The organism is Pseudomaricurvus albidus, assembly GCF_018863235.1.
In the GTDB taxonomy this organism is placed as follows: Bacteria; Pseudomonadota; Gammaproteobacteria; order Pseudomonadales; family Cellvibrionaceae; genus Pseudomaricurvus; species Pseudomaricurvus albidus.
Genome location: NZ_JAHKRS010000003.1, coordinates 60,503 through 77,566, shown reverse-complemented (window position 1 = coordinate 77,566; position 17,064 = coordinate 60,503). Strand labels below are relative to the sequence as shown.

At 52.0% G+C, this 17,064-nt stretch carries 12 protein-coding genes; 9 read left to right on the top strand and 3 right to left on the bottom strand.

Features of this window, described 5'->3' with window-relative positions; all coding sequences use genetic code 11:
- Window positions 1-72: 72 nt before the first annotated feature.
- Window positions 73-1,392, bottom strand: a complete 1,320-nt coding sequence (locus KOI40_RS06800) for a 3-hydroxyacyl-CoA dehydrogenase (RefSeq protein ID WP_216096730.1) — start codon at window positions 1,390-1,392, stop codon at window positions 73-75.
- Window positions 1,393-1,596: 204 nt separating this feature from the next.
- Between KOI40_RS06800 and KOI40_RS06795 the strand changes: the two genes are divergently transcribed.
- From KOI40_RS06795 to KOI40_RS06785, 3 genes are read left to right on the top strand one after another with little or no spacing between them, the layout of a single operon-like run.
- Window positions 1,597-3,405: a class I adenylate-forming enzyme family protein gene (locus KOI40_RS06795; RefSeq protein ID WP_216096729.1), complete on the top strand. Its 1,809-nt coding sequence runs from the start codon at window positions 1,597-1,599 to the stop codon at window positions 3,403-3,405.
- Between the two features lie 35 nt (window positions 3,406-3,440).
- Window positions 3,441-4,028: a carboxymuconolactone decarboxylase family protein gene (locus KOI40_RS06790; RefSeq protein WP_216096728.1), complete on the top strand. Its 588-nt coding sequence runs from the start codon at window positions 3,441-3,443 to the stop codon at window positions 4,026-4,028.
- Between the two features lie 7 nt (window positions 4,029-4,035).
- Window positions 4,036-4,845: an SDR family NAD(P)-dependent oxidoreductase gene (locus tag KOI40_RS06785; protein ID WP_216096727.1), complete on the top strand. Its 810-nt coding sequence runs from the start codon at window positions 4,036-4,038 to the stop codon at window positions 4,843-4,845.
- A gap of 1 nt (window position 4,846) precedes the next feature.
- On the opposite strand, the gene KOI40_RS06780 is transcribed toward KOI40_RS06785, so the two are convergent.
- The gene (locus KOI40_RS06780) at window positions 4,847-5,770 is read right to left on the bottom strand and encodes an acyl-CoA thioesterase (protein ID WP_216096726.1); all 924 of its coding nucleotides are present in this window, start codon (window positions 5,768-5,770) and stop codon (window positions 4,847-4,849) included.
- Window positions 5,771-6,041: 271 nt separating this feature from the next.
- Between KOI40_RS06780 and KOI40_RS06775 the strand changes: the two genes are divergently transcribed.
- From KOI40_RS06775 to KOI40_RS06750, 6 genes are all read left to right on the top strand, one after another.
- Complete coding sequence (locus KOI40_RS06775) at window positions 6,042-7,289, top strand: acyl-CoA dehydrogenase family protein (RefSeq protein ID WP_216096725.1); 1,248 nt, start codon at window positions 6,042-6,044, stop codon at window positions 7,287-7,289.
- A 55-nt stretch (window positions 7,290-7,344) separates the two neighbouring features.
- Window positions 7,345-8,832: an MFS transporter gene (locus KOI40_RS06770; protein ID WP_216096724.1), complete on the top strand. Its 1,488-nt coding sequence runs from the start codon at window positions 7,345-7,347 to the stop codon at window positions 8,830-8,832.
- A 69-nt stretch (window positions 8,833-8,901) separates the two neighbouring features.
- Window positions 8,902-10,098 carry an acyl-CoA dehydrogenase family protein gene (locus KOI40_RS06765; protein ID WP_216096723.1) on the top strand — a complete coding sequence of 399 codons (1,197 nt, stop codon included), beginning with the start codon at window positions 8,902-8,904 and terminating at the stop codon, window positions 10,096-10,098.
- 3 nt (window positions 10,099-10,101) lie between these two features.
- Window positions 10,102-11,223 (top strand): acyl-CoA dehydrogenase family protein, encoded by a 1,122-nt coding sequence (locus KOI40_RS06760; RefSeq protein WP_216096722.1) that lies wholly within the window; start codon window positions 10,102-10,104, stop codon window positions 11,221-11,223.
- On the top strand, window positions 11,223-12,488 hold the full coding sequence (locus KOI40_RS06755) for an MFS transporter (protein WP_216096721.1): 1,266 nt from the start codon (window positions 11,223-11,225) through the stop codon (window positions 12,486-12,488). The genes KOI40_RS06760 and KOI40_RS06755 overlap by 1 nt, the downstream gene beginning before the upstream one ends.
- 170 nt (window positions 12,489-12,658) lie before the next feature.
- Window positions 12,659-15,637 (top strand): TonB-dependent receptor plug domain-containing protein, encoded by a 2,979-nt coding sequence (locus KOI40_RS06750; protein WP_216096720.1) that lies wholly within the window; start codon window positions 12,659-12,661, stop codon window positions 15,635-15,637.
- A gap of 17 nt (window positions 15,638-15,654) precedes the next feature.
- Here the strand turns inward: KOI40_RS06750 and KOI40_RS06745 are convergent, their stop codons facing one another.
- The gene (locus tag KOI40_RS06745) at window positions 15,655-16,896 is read right to left on the bottom strand and encodes a TetR/AcrR family transcriptional regulator (protein ID WP_216096719.1); all 1,242 of its coding nucleotides are present in this window, start codon (window positions 16,894-16,896) and stop codon (window positions 15,655-15,657) included.
- Window positions 16,897-17,064: the final 168 nt, after the last annotated feature.

The following is a 17,064-nucleotide window of genomic DNA, read 5'->3' as shown; positions in this document are numbered from 1 at the left end:
AGGTTGGGAGTGTCGGGAGGGGGGGGTAAAAAAGGGAGCCGAGGCTCCCGAAAGTTCAGCTCGGATGAGCGCTTAAGAAACTTGCCAGGCTGGCTGCTTGCTGTGGAATTTTTGGTTGTCACGGGCAAGGGATTGCAGCAGAGGTGATAGAGTAAAGCCATCGCCCAGGCGATCCCGATGTTTTTCCAGCCCTTGCACAACCGTGGTCAGGCCAATACGGTCGGCCCAGAGCATTGGGCCTCCGGTCGCTCTGGGCCAGCCGTAGCCATGAATCCAGACCAGATCGATGTCGGATGCCCGTTGCGCCATCTTTTCTTCGAGTATGAGTGCGCCTTCGTTAATCATCGGATACAGCAGCCGTTCTACAATCTCTTCGCTATCGATATCGCGAGGCAGCTGGCCGCGGGCCGCCATAAATTCATTGATTATGGTTTCAGTCTCCGGAGAGGGTGTGGCTTTACGGTTGTCGTCGTAATCGTAATAACCCTTCCCGGTTTTTTGTCCCCTTCGGCCCCGCTCACAAAGAATGTCGCGAATGGTTTCGCTGCGGGAAGTTTCCTTGTTCCAGCCCAGGTCCAGCCCTGCCAGATCTCCCATTTGGAAGGGGCCCATGGGCATGCCAAAACTGGTCAGTGCTTTATCAATGTCCCAGGGTTTGGCGCCTTCCAACAGCAGGCTTTGTGCTTGCCGTTGGCGCGGGGCAAGCATGCGGTTGCCAATAAAACCGAAGCAGACACCCGCCACAACCGCTACCTTGTTGATGCGTTGAGCCAGTGCCATGCAGGTGGCAAGAACATCCTTGGCGGTTTGGGCGCCGCGAACAATTTCCAGCAGTTTCATGATGTTGGCCGGCGAAAAGAAATGCAGCCCCAGCACCGATTCGGGGCGGGAAGTTTCTGCGGCCATCTCGTCAATGTTGAGGTAGCTGGTGTTGGAGGCAAGGATGGCACTGGGCTTGGCGATTTGATCAAGTTGTCGAAACACTGACTTTTTGACTTCCATGTTTTCAAACACGGCTTCAATGATCAGGTCGCAATCTGCCAGTTGTTCGTAATCGAGTGTCGGATTGAGATGGCTAAGGGCTTCGCTGGTCGCGGCTTCAGTCAGCTTTCCTTTCTGGACGCTGCGGGAATAATTCTTTTTGATGATTTCGGTGCCGCGACTCAGGGCGGATTGCTCGCGCTCAACCAGAACCACATCGAGTCCCGCATTGAGGAAGTTCATGGCGATGCCGCCGCCCATGGTGCCGGCACCCAGTATCCCGACGGTTTTGATTTCTCTTAAGGCAGTGTCTTCGGCTATATCGTCAATTTTGCGGGCGTGAGCAAGTGCTTTGGTCAGGTGTGCCTCGATGGCGTCGGCAGTGTTTGCAGTATTTTGGGGTTGAGTCATCAGATTTCCTATCGTGTTGTTTTTTCAGAGATTTTGATTTTTTGGCTCTTTTTATTTTGCATACCCAATATTCTATTTATTGTTTTGGCTTGGTGTTTTATTGGTTTTATGTGTGTTTATATCTCTTATTGCCTGTTTTTGTAAACCATAGTAAGGTGTTTTTGATCGTACTCAATATACTAATAATGATGAGGGAGATGGTTTATGGCTGAGTCGTCAGTGTCGGCAACCAGTGTCGACAACGGGGTGGATGCGGAAGATTGCGGAGGGTCGGCCGAGGTTAAATTGGCGGCAGCCATTGGCGAGGGTTGGCCGGCGGTTTCTTTGGATGCGTGCCAAGAGCAGTTGTGTGCCGCTGGCGAGCGCTTCGAAATGGAGATTCAAAATATACGCGGCGTCTCCCTGCGTGTGTGGAAGAATGTTCCGGATAGTCTGGCGGCTCTGGCTGAGATTGGGCGCGAGCACGGGGACCGGTTGTTTACCATCTATGAGGATGAGCGCGTCACTTATGAAGCCTGGTATCGGGCGGTGGCGCAGTTGGCGCACAAGCTGGATGTGGCAGGTGTAAAGCGGGGTGATCGCGTCGCGTTGGCGATGGGGAATTTGCCGGAGTGGCCGGTGGTGTTTTTCGCTGCAGCAAGCCTTGGTGCGATTGTGGTGCCGTTGAATGCCTGGTGGATGCCTGCGGAATTAACTTATGCCTTATCCGACAGTGGTGCCAGTGTGCTGGTGTGTGATAGCGAACGCTTTCAGCGGTTGAAAGATGTGTGTGCCGATTTGCCAGAATTGCAGTCTGTCGTTGTAAGTCGGTGGCAGGAGGAGTTGCCCGAGGGTGTTTTGCGTCTGGAGGATTGGATTGGCAGTCCGGCGGATTATCACTCTCTGCCAGTGTTGTCGCTACCCTCTGTAGACCTGTGTCCGGAGGATGAGGCTACCATCTTTTATACCAGTGGAACCACCGGTAAGCCGAAAGGTGCGGTGGGGACTCATCGCAATTGCCTGACCAATATTCTTTCCGGCGCCTATTCTACTGCCCGAGCGGCAGTGCGTCGTGGTGAGGAGGTTCCAGAGCCTGAGCCCAAGGTGTCGCTGGTGGTGATACCGCTGTTTCATGTGACGGCCTGTAATGCCGCGATGATGGGGACCATTTTTTATGGGCATACCATGATCTTCATGCCGGGCTGGGATCCGGTGAAAGCGTTTGGGATTATCGAGCGTGAAAAAGTGAATTCTACTGGCGGGGTGCCGACCATTGCCTGGCAGTTGCTTGAGCATCCGGAACGTCACAAGTTTGATCTCAGCAGTATTGAGGCTGTCTCCTACGGGGGCGCGCCGGCGGCTCCGGATCTGGTGCTGCGCATACACGAAGAGTTTGGTGCTCTGCCGGCAACCGGTTGGGGAATGACAGAAACCTCTGCCACCGTGACCTTGTTGTCGTCTGAAGAGTATCTCAATCGCCCCTCCAGCTGTGGTCCGGCTGTGCCGGTAGCAGACATCAAAATTATGGATCTCGAAGGCGTTAATGAAATGCCTTTGGGCGAAGTAGGAGAGTTGTGGGCGAAAGGGCCGCAGGTTGTAAAGGAGTACTGGGGCAATCCTGAAGAGTCCCGCAAGACATTTGTGGATGGCTGGGTGCGCACCGGTGATCTTGCGAAGCTGGATGAGGAGGGGTTTTGTTACATCGTTGGACGAGCCAAGGAGTTGGTTATTCGGGGAGGGGAAAACATTTATCCGTCAGAGGTGGAGAATGTGCTCTACGATCATCCGGCGGTAACGGATGCGGCCTTAGTGGGTATTCCTCATCGAACGCTGGGGGAAGAGCCGGCAGCGGTGGTTCATTTGGCGCCTGGTTCTGAAGTGACGGAAGAAGAATTGAAACTGTGGGTTCGGGAGCGGCTGGCAATATTTAAGACGCCGGTAAAAATCCTCTTCAGTGACACCATATTGCCGCGCAATGCTAATGGAAAAATCCTAAAGTTGCAGTTGAAGACCTGGTTTGAGGGTCTTGATTAACACGCTTGGAAAAAAGACATTGTATTGGAGAAATTATGCGTTTGTCGCAATCAAGGATTGCTCCGTTGAGCGATGTGGAGCTGGAAGCAGACCATTTAAGTGATGATCAAAAGGCCGCGTTGGAGCCCTATTTGGCTTCGGGTCGCGTGTTCAATATTTTTCGCACGTTGGCGCGTGCGCCTAAGGCGTTAGCAAGGTTCAACCAGTGGGGTGGGTATATCTTGTCTGCCCGCAATGAGTTGCCCTCACGGGAGCGGGAGCTGGTCATCCTGCGGACAGGGTGGTGTTGTCGGTCGGGTTATGAGTGGGCTCAGCATCGGATTATCGGTCTGCGCTGTGGTTTGACAGAGGTTGAGATTGAAAATGTTAAACGGTCCATTCGTGAGGGTGGCTGGTCGGAGCTCGATAGTGCATTGCTTCAGGCTGTGGATGATCTGGTGTCGGATCACTTTGTCTCCGATTCGGTCTGGAGCGTCTTGTCCAAACACTTAACGCAAAAACAGTGTATGGATGTTGTGTTCACGGTGGGGCAGTACACGCAGGTTTCCATGATGCTAAACAGTTTTGGTGTGCAATTGGACGAGGGTTTGCCGGCCGATTCTGATTTGGCGGTAAGGGGATAGGTGGGTCATGAGTGTTGCAGAAAGGTTGCAGGGTCAGGTTGCTGTTGTGGTGGGCGCTGGGCAGACTCCGGGCGAAACGCTCGGCAATGGCCGTGCTGCTGCACTCCTGTTGGCGCGGGCCGGTGCTCGTGTGGCTTGTGTTGATCGCGATCTCGATCGTGCCCGCGAAACAGAATTGCTTATTCAGGAGCAGGGTGGCGATGCAATAGCTTTGCGGGCCGACATTCGCAATAAAAATGATTGCGACTCGGTAGTGGTTGCTGTGCGCGAACGTTGGGAACGCATTGATGTACTGGTGAATAACGTGGGCATTGGCAGCAAATCGGACGGTCCGGCTCATCGCGTTGATGAGTCAGCTCTGGATCTGGTGTTGGATGTCAATCTCAAGGGGGCCTGGCGCATGATTTCGGCGGTCTTGCCTTTGATGCGCGAGCAGGGTTTCGGGTCGATTGTGAATGTGTCATCACTGGCTTCCGTGGCGGGTGGTTTTCAGGTCGCGTACGAGGTGTCCAAGGCGGCGCTCAATCGTCTGACGGCCAGTGTTGCTATATCCAGTGCCGGCAAAGGTGTGCGTTGTAATGCAGTTGCCCCTGGTCTGATGGATACCCCTATGGCTGTTGCAGGTATTGCCAAGGCTACGGGGGTCGATATGAATGCCTTGCGCGAAGAGCGTAACAAGCGGGTTCCGCTTGGCGGCAAGATGGGGACAGCCTGGGACACGGCGTACGCCATTCTGTTTTTGGCGTCATCCGAGTCCCGTTTCATTACCGGTGCCGTCTTGCCGGTTGATGGGGGTGCGGGAGTGCGGGTTGGTTAGTTTACGAGTTGGTTGGTCTTAGCAGTCCTTCCTGAGCGGCACTGGCAATCAGTTTTCCTTTCTGATCGTAAATGCTGCCGCGATTAAAGCCCCGTGCGCCTCCAGACCATGGTGTGTCCATAACGTAGAGCATCCAGTCGTCAGCCTGAATAAATGGTTCGTGAAACCACAGGGCGTGGTCGAGGCTGGCTGACTGTAAGTTTGGTGTGTGCCAGGTGAGTTTGTGTGGGCGCATGCAGGTGCTTAGCAGTCCCATGTCTGAGGCGAATGCCAGTGCCGCACGATGAATGATGGGGTTGTCGCCCAGAGCTTGACGAGAGCGAAACCAGACAGCGTGTTGTGTGTCTGCTTCTTTGTTGTAAAACGGGATTCCCTGATCAACTGGGCGGGTTTCTATGGGTAGTTTTCGTTTGAGGATCTTCATCAGGGTGTCTGAAATCTTGTCCGCGTGTCGGTCGGCCAGTTGGTGGTTGTTGAGTAGTCGGTCCGGTGCGGGCACATCGGGCATGGTGTATTGATGATTCAAGCCGCTCTCCGGTGTGTGAAAAGAGGCGGTTAGGCTGAGTATGGGTTTGTCTTTTTGGTAGGCCAGCACGCGTCGGGTGCTGAAGCTTTGCCCGTCCCTGTCGTTGTGAACTTCGTAATGAATTGGCAGGGTGCTGTCGCCTGCACGCATAAAGTAGGCGTGCAGTGAGTGAATGGCTTTGGTGGTGGTTACGGTTTTGCTGGCGGCGGCCAGTGCCTGACCGATAACCAGGCCGCCAAAGACTCTCCCGTGACCACCCTGAGGCTTCAGTCCCTGAAAAAAGAGTTGTTCATGGGGTGTGTGAATGTCTGCGCTTGTGGGTGCTGTTCTGGGGCTTACGTCGAGTAGTTCTGCGAGCGAGCCTGGTGATCGTGTTTGTTGGTCGGGTGTTTCGTTCATGGGGCAACCTGTATATATGTTTCACTGCTGTTGAGGTGTTTTTACGCGCTGAATTTACGTCTTTACATAAAATTAGTGTTTGGGGTATGTTTTTGTGTGTTAGGCTTTGAGCATCTGCTTTGTATCATTCTAATTGTTTAAGAAAAATAAACTATAAAAAATACCTTATTAATCTATATTTTTTGTAGAAGTTGGTTTTGACCGTTCAATTTACTGCTGGTCTGGATTGTAAGGATAAATTTCAGAGTTTTAGGTATGAGGGAATTGGATTATGGCAATACCCCGGTTTTCACCCCTGAGCGTGCAGCCTGCACCAGGCTTGAGTGATGAAATCAATGATATTCGGCAGCGAACGGCCGACATTTTGGTTCAGCATGTGATTCCCAATGAAGGGCTTCTTTTAAGCCGTGATGACCCTGAACGGCGCAATGCCCTGGTGCAGGAGTTACAGCAGCACGTTCGTCAGTGCGGGCTGTGGGCGCCGCACTTGCCAAAGGCCTACGGGGGAATGGGAGTTGGTTTTCTTGGGCATGCATTCATGAATGAGATTATTGCCTGGAGTCCGGTGGCCAGTCGAATTTTTGGTGTGGTTGCCCCCAATGCAGGAAACGAGTCTCTGTTGGTGAAGTACGGAACAGAGGAGCAGAAAAAACGCTGGTTGGAGCCGCTGGTGGCGGGTGAGCTTCAGTCGTGCTTTTCGATGACGGAGCCGGATAACCCCGGGTCAGATCCTCGTGCGTTAACGACGACGGCGGTACGGGATGGTGACGAATGGGTGATAAATGGCCGCAAATGGTTTACCTCGAACGGTCGGGCGGCAGATTTTGCCATTGTGATGTGCCGTACCGAAGGTGATGGCCGCGGCGATGCCTCAAGTTCGCGTATGACGCAGATCATTGTGCCGACCAATACTCCGGGCTTTTGTGTAGAGCGCAATATTCCGGTGTGGGGGCACACTACCGGAGATCATGTTGAGATTACCTATAAAAATGTGCGGGTACCGATTGAGAACCAGTTGGGTAATCGTGGTAGTGGTCATGCAGCTGCCCAGGATCGGCTCGGAGCGGGTCGGGTCTATCACTCCATGAACTGTGTCGGGCACATGTGGCGTTCATTCGATTTGATGGTAAAGCGTATGACTGAGCGTAAGGTGCACGGCGGTCTGCTCGAGTCCAAGCAAATGATGCAGGATTTTGTGGCTGAATCTTATATGGATATACAAACGGCTCGTTTGTTGACCATTCGTTGTGCCGAGAAAATTGATGCCGGTGAAGATGCCCGTACAGACATTTCAGCGGTGAAGGTGTATGTGCCAAGAGTGCTGCATCAGGTTGTGGATCGAGCTATTCAGGTTTATGGCGGTATTGGTTTGTCCAGTGATTTGCCGCTTGCCAGTTTTTACCTGGCTGCACGCACGCTGCGTCTTGCGGATGGTCCTGATGAAGTGCATAAGATCTTGATTGCGAAAAATATTCTGTCTCACTATCACCGTGGCGGAACGGTAGACTTTGCCGCATAGCTGACGCTTTAAAGTGGTTGATGCGTTTAAATTTGCTGACTGCAGGATAATAATAATGGAAAAGGTCGTTCAGTGTGGCACTTCTGTGGATGCTGCTGCGTCGTCCTCTTTGCCGGGGTCCATTGCTCCGCCTCTGAAAAAATCCACCCAGGTTGTTTATGGTGTGGGCTCGGTTGCTTATGGCATCAAGGATGTAGCTTTCCGAAGTTTTCTGCTGATTTACTATAACCAGGTGATTGGAGCGCCGGCAGCTTTGGTGTCGGCGGCGATTATGGTGGCGTTGGTTGTGGATGCCATCAGTGATCCTGTCATTGGTCAGTTTTCCGATCGTCTTAAAACCCGTTGGGGGCGCCGGCACCCGTTAATGTATGCGTCTGCGATTCCGGCATCATTAAGTTTTTTACTGTTGTGGGTGCCGCCGGAAGGTTTGTCGGGTACGGGCTTATTCATTTATTTGGTGTTGATGGCTTCACTGGTGCGCACCTGCATTACCTTTTATGAAATTCCCAGTTCAGCGTTGGCCCCGGAATTGACCAGTGAGTACGACGAGCGAACGTCGATTGCCAGCTACCGTTATTTTTTTGGTTATGTGGGCGGGCTGGGGATGTCATTCCTGACCCTGTTTGTCTTTTTGCATCCAACCGAAGAGTATCCGGTCGGGCAGTTAAACCCTGACGGTTATTTGATGTTTGCGGTGGTTGGCGCGCTGGTCATGATCGTAACCGTGTTGGTATCGACGATGGGAACGCATCATCGGATACCTTATCTCAGGCAGCCGGATGTTAATAAAGTGGGGTTTCTGGAAACTATCAGGCAAATGCGTGAGAGTTTTTCGCATCCCGGGTTTCTGGCCATTTTATCGTTTGGTGTTTTGAAGTACACCGCCATAGGCATGACCGGTGCCCTGACTCTGTATTTCGGGACTTTTTTCTGGGGCTTGGAGTCTCGTCAGTTGGCGTTGCTGGCGCTGGATGGCGTTATTGGTGCGTGCCTGGCACTGGTGCTGGCTCCGATGGTTTCTCGCCGTTTTGGCAAGCGGAATTCGGCATTCTGGTTGGCGGTGGCGGCGGTTTTGGTGGCGGTCACGCCTTATGTTTTACGCTTATCGGGCTGGTTTTTTGAAAATGACAATCCCTGGTTGTTGCCCGCACTGTTTGGTTTGCAGGCTGTCTACGCGACCTGTGGAATTGCCTCGGCGACACTGGTGCACGCCATGATTGGCGATGTAATTGACGAGAGCAGTCTTCGCACTGGCCGTCGTGCGGAAGGTCTTTTCTATGCGGCGAACAGTTTTATGCAAAAGTGTGTGTCCGGTCTGGGAGTGTTGGTGGCGGGTTTGCTACTGGCCGCAGTTGGTATGCCAGAGGGCACGACTCCAGATCAATTGGACCCATCCATTATTCGAAACCTGGTCATTATCTACATTCCTGCAATTACCTTGTTGTACATCGTTGGGGCCAGCTTGCTGGCTTATTACCGGATTGATCGGGCCAGTCATGAGGCCAATGTTGCCGAACTGAAAGTTCGGGAGGGGCGAAGATAATGTTTTTTGGCGGTTTCAGAGGTTGTGGTGAGACAAGTTTTCAGGTTGATCTTATGAGGGGGAGGGGAAATGACGGCAGCAATGAATGATAAACAAATTGCCATCGATGAGTTCAGGGCTGAAGTGCGAGGCTGGATAGCGCAACACTTTCCGGCATCGCTAAAGGGTAAAAATAATGCATTCGCGGCCATTGAGGGTGGCGTTCCATTGTCGCCGGATCAAGAAGAGTGGCGGCAGGCAATGGGGGAGAAAGGGTGGGGGGTGCCCACCTGGCCGGCTGCTTACGGTGGTGGAGGGCTCTGCGGGAAGCAGGCTGCTGTGCTGCAAGAAGAGTTGGCAAATGCTGAGGCCTACAACCCGATTGGTGGTATGGGGGTGATGATGTTGGGGCCAACCTTGCTCGAATTCGCCAGTGAAGAGCAAAAGCAGCGTCATATACCCCCAATCTGTCGTGGTGAAATTCGCTGGTGTCAGGGTTTTTCGGAGCCTGGGGCGGGCTCCGATTTGGCGTCATTGAGGGCGCGTGCGGAAGATTGCGGTGATTACTTTTTGGTGAATGGACAGAAAACCTGGACGTCAGGAGGGCAGTGGTCTGATTGGTGTTTTGCGTTGGTGCGCACCGATACTAGCCGAAAGCATGAGGGTATCAGTTTCCTGTTAATTGATATGCGATCACCTGGGGTCGAAGTTCGTCCAATCCAGTTGATTTCCGGTGCATCACCTTTTTGTGAGACGTTTTTTACGGATGTGAAAGTGCCCAGGGAAAATCTGGTGGGTGAGCTGAATCAGGGCTGGGCCATAGGTAAGCGATTATTACAGCATGAGCGAACAAACTTATCCGGAGGCGGTGGTAATCGGGTGATGCCGAGTGTGTCGCAGATCGCCAAATTTTATGTGGGGGTGGATGAGCAGGGGCGACTGGATGATCCTGATTTACGTCAGCGAATCATTCGTCATGAGATGTTGGCCAGATCATTTCGTTTGACTGCGCAACGAGTTATGCGGGATGCAAAAAACGGAGGTGTCGCTACCGCCAGCTCTATATTAAAAAATGTAGGTGCCCGAATTACCCAGGACCGCGCTGAGCTAACGCTGGAAGCTATGGGGATGAGCGGTCTTGGTTGGGAGGGTGACGGCTTTAATGAAAAAGAGTTGGCGGCAACAAGGTTGTGGCTTTGGGGTAAGGCGGTATCGATCTATGGCGGCTCAACCGAAATTCAAAATAATGTGATCGCCAAGCGAATTTTGGGTATGGAGGGGGAATAACGAATGGCTGTGTTGACTGAAGAACAGGTTATGTTGAGGGAGATGGCCAGCAGCTGGGCTGTTGAGCAATCTCCGGTAACAGCGTTCCGCCGATTGCGCGATAGTACTGAAGGGTTGCAAAGAGGATTTTCGAAAGACCATTATCGGCAGATGGCGGAGATGGGTTGGGCTGGCATTTTGGTGCCAGAGGAGTATGGGGGGTCATCCTTCGGCTACTTGGGGTTGGGTTTGGTGTTGGAGCAGGTTGCGCAAACACTGACGGCCAGTCCTTTGATGTTGACGGCGGGTGTGGGAGTCAGTGCCTTGATGCTTGGGGGTAATACTCATCAGCGTGAGCAGTGGTTGCCGGCTATTGTTGCTGGTGAGGTAATTGTGGCTCTCGCGGTGGATGAAGGATCGAGACATCATCCGGAGCGCATTGAGTGTCAGGCGTCTGTTTGCGAAGGCGGTTGGAGTTTGTCTGGCCGCAAGGCGTTTGTTTTGGAGGGTGGTATAGCGGATGTGTTGCTGGTAGCAGCACGAACAGAGCAGGGGGTTGAGGTGTTCTGGGTGCCTGCTGTGACAGAGGGCGTGATTCGCCATGACCGGCATATGGCTGACTCCCGAAATTGTGCAGAGATTGAGCTGCGTCAGGTGGTTTTACCGGAAGAGGCTCGCCTGGCGGAGTTACCCGGAGAGCAGTTGTTGCAACGTTTGCTGGATTGCGCGCGAGCCGGTGCAGCGGCAGAAATGTTGGGCATGGCCACACAGGCCTTTGCTGTGACTCTGGATTACCTGAAAACCCGTGAGCAATTTGATGAAATTATTGCTCGTTTTCAGGCGTTACAGCATCGAATGGCGAACCTGTATGGTGAGATTGAATTGATGCGTTCAGCCGTGGAGGCAGCTCTTTCGGCAATAGAGTCCGATGACGATGATGCATCGTTGCTGGTTTCTCTGGCAAAAGCCACTGCTTGCGACACGCTCAATTTGATGACGCGTGAGATGGTTCAATTGCACGGCGGTATTGGTATGACGGATGAACACGATGCGGGTTTTTATTTGAAGCGTGCCCGCGTTCTGGAAGCTGCGTGGGGTAATGCCAGCTTTCATCGCGATCGATTTGCCCGGCTTTGTGATTATTAATGGCAGGGGTGGATTACGAAACTCAGTATGCTGAATTTGTTCAGGACAATCTAAAAAGTAACTACCTTGCTAATTTTGTTCACGGCATGCTGGGCATGACCGGCTTTCGGCTGATCTATGCGCCCACCATTGTGCCAGCCTATCTGTATCTGTTGAGTAACTCACCCTTTCTGGTGGGGCTGGGTATGGCGCTGTTGCAGGTTGGGGCAGTGTTTTCGCCTGTGGTCGGGGCCTCCTGGATTGAACATCGTACTCGCGTACTTCCTGCTGCCATGTTTGTCGGTGTGATGATGCGGGTGCAGATTTTGGCGCTGGCACTGGTGGGGTGGTGGTTGGTAGGGCGACCGCTGTTGTGGGTCAGTTTTGTAATCCTGTTTTTGCTGGGTTTCTTTAATGGTGCTCAGCGGGTTATTTTTCAGTTTTTGATGGCCAAGGTCATCCCTATCGAGCAGCGTGGGCGTTTGCAGGCCTGGCGGAATCTTGCTGGCGGTGCAGTTGCTGCAGTTCTTTCTTACTGGGCTGGCGTCCATCTGATCGAAGCCAATATATTGGGAAATGGTTTTGGTACCACCTTTCTGTTGGCTTTGATTCTGACCAGTCTGGGGTTGTTGATGTTGTACGTTTTGCTGCGTGAGCCTGTCTTGCCGTCGGTGCGAGGGCGGGTGTCGTTGCGCCGGCGAGTGCGTCAATTCCCTGTATTACTGAAAGACACCAGTTATCGAAATTTTTTGATCGCCCAGTTGTTGGCGGCTGCCGGTCGCATCTCTGTGCCATTTTGTATTGTTTATGCCGGGCAGGTGATGGCTTTGGATGGTAAGGCGCTGGGAGTGTTGTCGCTGGCCTTTCTGGGGGCGGATACCTTGTCAAACCTCCTGTGGGGGCGCTTGGGAGATCAAAAGGGGTTCAGGTTGGTATTGATGTCGGCAGTGGCTATCTGGTTTCTGGCGCTGTTGTGTATTGTTACGGCTCAGACACGCGGGCAGTTTCTTTTGGGGTTTGTGGGGTTGGGCGCGGCCATGTCGGGTTATTTGATGAGTACCACAACCATGGTGTTGGAGTTTGGTGACAGGGAGGATGTGCCAATGCGTTTGGCGCTTTCTTCTTCTGCTGAGACGGCCATGGCTGTGGTTGGTCCTCTGTTGGGTGGTCTGGCTGCATCTGTCACGGGCCTGGCACCTGTCTTTTGGGTTTCAATGCTGTCTCTTTTTCTGTCATTTTTTGTTTTAGTGTTTTGGGTATGTGACCCTAGATATTCCAAATCATAATAATCCAGTTTTTGTTTTATCCTAATATGGTAAATAAAGTGATTTAAAGTAAAAATACTTTAAATCCAAGTTGACTAAGATAAATTCAATCTGTTAAATCGAAAATCGGGTATACAGAACTTCAAACTATAATAAATTACTGTGCAGAAGTTATGCAGGGAGAGGCCACAATGAAAACGTTACTCATACGTGCCGCCAGCCTGTTGTCAGTTGTTCCGTTATCAGCTGTTTTATCCGCGACGGTATTGGCACAGCAAAGCTCAGCGAACAAAGACATTCCCCAAAGCTCTACCACACAGATCTCCGGCGAGGATACAAACAAGGCGTTACTGGAAGAGGTCATTGTCACAGGTTCTTTAATTCGAGGAACAGCAGAGGACGCTGCCCTGCCTGTAGATGTGTTAACGTCCGAAGAAATGACCAAGCTGGGATCGCCATCAGCGGTAGAGTTGATCAAGGCTCTGCCAGTTTCCAGTGGCGTCATTGGTGATACCAATCAGTTCGACAGTAAAGCTCAGGCTACTGAGGGCATGGCTTCGGTTAACTTGCGCGGCTTAAGTCCACAGCGAACTCTGGTGTTACTCAATAACAAGCGTCTCGTTCAGGCGGGTACGGGTGTACCATTTGTGGATATTAATCTGCTGCCCCTCTCTGCCATAGGGCGTGTAGAAATTTTGAAAGATGGTGCCAGTGCCACCTATGGCTCTGATGCCATTGGTGGTGTGGTGAACTTTATTACCCGTTCGGATCAGGAAGGTTTTCAGTTGTCCGGCGATTATAAATACGTGGAAGATACCGACGGAGATTATTCCATTGCCGGCAGTTATGGGCATCAGGGAGATGGCTACCGTGTGTTCTTTGCCGGGGATGTTCAGCATCGCGCCGAACTGCTGGCCAACGAGCGTGACTTTGCCATTCAGGACTATGAGAAAAATCCGGAAGGTGGTTGGACGGGAGGTGGTAATCCGGCAACGTTTGCTCCACTGGGATTCGTCCCGGGTGTTGGGGTCATACCAATTGCCGGCCTGACTCCTGATCCGGACTGTGAGAATCTCGGCGGTTATGTCACGGCGCAATCCCGATGTGCGACGCAATACACACCTTATGATGCATTGGTTGAAGAAGAAGATCGCCTCCGAGCTTACGCCGAAGTAGAATTTGATCTCTCCGATTCCATGAGCCTTGTATTCTCGGGTTTGTACGGAAAAACAGAAAACCCTCAGTATCGCAGTTCGCCATCCTATTTGCTGACCCGTGCCCCTTCCGCATCTGTGGGAGGTTCAAGCCGTGGTTTTGTCGTGCCCGCCAGTAACCCAGGCTTTCAGCAACTGATGGCGGAAAATCCGGGAGCTGTTCCGAGTGGAACTGTTGCGGCGTTATTCCCGACGTTGCTGTTTCGTCCATTTATGGTTGGTGGTAACCCGATGTTTGAAGGCGATCCTGATGGATTGGGAGCTCAGAGCGGCGACCGTCAATCTGAATCCATGCGTTTTACTGCAGAATTGAATGGCAAATTCAGTGAAACCATACAATTTCAAACCTCTTTGATGTATCACGAATACGAACGCTACTACGATGGCTGGGATGCTTTTGGTGATCGGGTGCATTTAGCTCTGAATGGGTACGGCGGTGCCAATTGTGATTTTTCAGCGCCAGGAGCCAATGACTGTTTGTGGCTTAATCCGTTTGGTAATGCGATAACGGGTAGCGGGCCTGCCAATAACAATCCCGAATTATTGAACTGGATGTTCGCCAAATCGACAACGGAAATTACTACGGACCTGTTTGTTGCAGAGTTTGCTGTCAGTGGTGAGACTGGTTGGTCTCTTGACGGTGGCGATGTCCTCTTTGGTGCGGGTGTGCAATATCGGGACAACAACTACTCCTCCAGGTATGGGGATAATAATAATTTGAGTGTCTATCCTTGTCCTGATACCCCCGTGAACGGTAACACCAGTTGTGATCCGGCCGTTGGTGCTCTTGGGTTTCTGGGATCCAATGATGATGGTGATTACGGCTCTGATATCTGGGCGATCTTTGCCGAGTTGCAGTTGCCGATTACGGACAGTCTGAATATTCAGCTGGCCGCACGTTACGAAGACTACGGTGGTGAAACCGGGTCCACTTTCGATCCCAAACTTACTGCGCGTTGGCAGGTGTCGGATGCAATCGCCCTGCGTGGTTCAGTGAGCACCACCTTTCGGGGGCCGCCGCCACAACAGCTGGCTGATACCGGTGCGACCTCTTTGCAAGTCATCTCGAACAGTTTCCGTCCGGTGGATGTATCAGGTAATGAGGGGTTACAGCCTGAGACTTCTCTGAACTACTCAATGGGCATTATGTTTGAAAAAGGTGGGTTCAGTGGCAGTGTCGATTTTTTTACTTATGAAATCGAAGATGCCATCGGTACAGAGCCTCTTAGCGGCATGGTTGATACCATGTTTGCAGATGCTTCCAATTGTACTGATCCGGCCTATAACGGTTTGCGCGAACGCTTTCAATTCAACGATGGCGGTGGTGTGCCGGGAGCCGGTACTTGCTCTGCGAACAATATTTCCAGAGTAAATACCAGTTGGGTAAATGGCGGTGAGCGAAACTTTTCGGGTTTGGATTTCATCTTCAGTTACCGTGTCGAATCCGTTTGGAGCGGTTATCTGGGGGCAGGGCTGACAGCGACTTACATGATCGAGGCCGAAGTGGGTGAAGAGTCGGTGGAGGGGGTTGTGGTGCAGGACAGTTTTGATTCTGTTGGCCAGTTGAACTTTCAAACCAGTGCCTATCCTTTACCCGAATGGAAAGGTCAGGCGTATCTTGAATGGGGCCGTGATCGTTTCAATGCACGTCTGACCATAAATTACAGTGATGGCTATTATGATCAGCGTGCTGATGATCGCGACAACGGGCCATTCCGTACCCGTGAAGATATTGCCGGTAATCCTGTATTGATGCAGGGTGCGACCATCGATTCCATGGCAACCGCAGATTTAAACCTGTTAATGGATCTGCGAGAGGACCTGACCATGAGTTTTACTGTCATTAACCTGACCGATGAAGAACCAAGCTTTGCCAGATTGGATTACAACTACGATCCGTTGATTGGCAATGCCCTGGGGCGTCAATACAAATTAGGTTTAACCGCCAGGTTTTAATTCGGGGAGTTTATTGGTTAGGCAAACAGGCCTCGGGTCAGGACCGAAGCGTAAAGCTCGACGGCCTGCTCGGGGCTGATTCCGTTTAATTGTTGTCGCAAATCGTAGGCAGCATTGAGCATGTAGATAATGACCTGAGCGGTAAGCAGAGGGTCGACGGAACGCAGGCTGCCATCGCTGATGCCATCAATCAGCAAACTGGAAAAACGCTGGGCATAGCGGTCGGTACGCAGCTGAATATCACTGCGCAATTCCCGTGGCAGAGGTTGCCAGGCCGTGGGTTTCAGTAGTGGGAATTCCGAGCTGAGCTGAATGTCGAGCAAAGTCGCCAGTACCGAAGACAATTTGTGCCAGTAGTTGCCTTCAATGGTAGAGGCGTCGCGCTGAATCAACGTTATGCGGTGATAACTGTGGCGGAAGCATTCGCGAACCAGATCATCTTTTGTCGGCAGATGGTGATAAAAACTGCCTTTGGTGACATTGAGTTCTGAGGAAATGCGCTCGACCGAAGCGCCGCGATAGCCCAGTTCGTTGATCAAACTGGTGGCGGCACGCAGAAACTGATCGGGAATGCCGTCTTGACGGTTGTCCAGTTCGGCATCGTTCTGCGTCAGCAATCTTGGTTGCCAGATTTGCTGGTTTTCTTCCAGAAGACCCATTTCAAACAACTCGAACAGGCGTTGTTGCACACGCGGGAAGTCACTGATCGAGTAGGGAATAGACCAGGCGGGAAGCCACAGCATGGTGTTGAGAAGAATGTGCGCGCGGGCGCTCAACAAAAACTGATCCCGTTTGTTTTTGGCTTTGGGGAAATAGGCTTCAACACCATTAAAAAGCTGGTAATAGCGTGAGAGTAGTTGACTCCGGTGAGGATCATCCAGAGCTCTGAGATCTGTCAAAGCGGCCAGTGGGGATGTTTTATTCAGGCGAATATTGGCCCGCAGTTCACAGTGAAGGCGAATGAGCTGGCGAACCCGTGAGCGGGCATCGGGCTCCTGACTAGCTTGTTTGATGAGTCCTTCAAGTGTCGTGAGTGAGCGTTCCAAAACGGCTGCGGCCAGCTGCTCTTTGCGCTTGAAGTAATAGGTGACGCTGGTGGTGTTAAGACCCACCAGTTTTGCGACCTCGACAAAGGTCATACCCTTGATGCCTGACTGATTGATGAGCTCAGCGGCCGCATCGAGGATACGCTCTCGTTTTTTGTGGAATTTTTGCGTGGTTTTGCTGGCAGCTGCGTCTTTGTCGGAAGGACTGGTCATAGTGGTGACAGTGTCTCTTGGATGGCTTGTCAGATTGACTCGTTGACGATTGGCAAGATGAAGAGTGGTTGCGAATCGGCAACACCCCACAAAGCTCGATAGCGATTGTAAACGTTGAAGCTTGAGTTGTGCAATTTTTGATCCGGCTTATGCAGCTTTCGGAGTCTT

Coding starts and splice junctions, on each gene's coding strand:
- KOI40_RS06800 (WP_216096730.1), bottom strand. CDS start 1,392: ATGACTCAACCCCAAAATACTGCAAACACTGCCGACGCCATCGAGGCA.
- KOI40_RS06795 (WP_216096729.1), top strand. CDS start 1,597: ATGGCTGAGTCGTCAGTGTCGGCAACCAGTGTCGACAACGGGGTGGAT.
- KOI40_RS06790 (WP_216096728.1), top strand. CDS start 3,441: ATGCGTTTGTCGCAATCAAGGATTGCTCCGTTGAGCGATGTGGAGCTG.
- KOI40_RS06785 (WP_216096727.1), top strand. CDS start 4,036: ATGAGTGTTGCAGAAAGGTTGCAGGGTCAGGTTGCTGTTGTGGTGGGC.
- KOI40_RS06780 (WP_216096726.1), bottom strand. CDS start 5,770: ATGAACGAAACACCCGACCAACAAACACGATCACCAGGCTCGCTCGCA.
- KOI40_RS06775 (WP_216096725.1), top strand. CDS start 6,042: ATGGCAATACCCCGGTTTTCACCCCTGAGCGTGCAGCCTGCACCAGGC.
- KOI40_RS06770 (WP_216096724.1), top strand. CDS start 7,345: ATGGAAAAGGTCGTTCAGTGTGGCACTTCTGTGGATGCTGCTGCGTCG.
- KOI40_RS06765 (WP_216096723.1), top strand. CDS start 8,902: ATGACGGCAGCAATGAATGATAAACAAATTGCCATCGATGAGTTCAGG.
- KOI40_RS06760 (WP_216096722.1), top strand. CDS start 10,102: ATGGCTGTGTTGACTGAAGAACAGGTTATGTTGAGGGAGATGGCCAGC.
- KOI40_RS06755 (WP_216096721.1), top strand. CDS start 11,223: ATGGCAGGGGTGGATTACGAAACTCAGTATGCTGAATTTGTTCAGGAC.
- KOI40_RS06750 (WP_216096720.1), top strand. CDS start 12,659: ATGAAAACGTTACTCATACGTGCCGCCAGCCTGTTGTCAGTTGTTCCG.
- KOI40_RS06745 (WP_216096719.1), bottom strand. CDS start 16,896: ATGACCAGTCCTTCCGACAAAGACGCAGCTGCCAGCAAAACCACGCAA.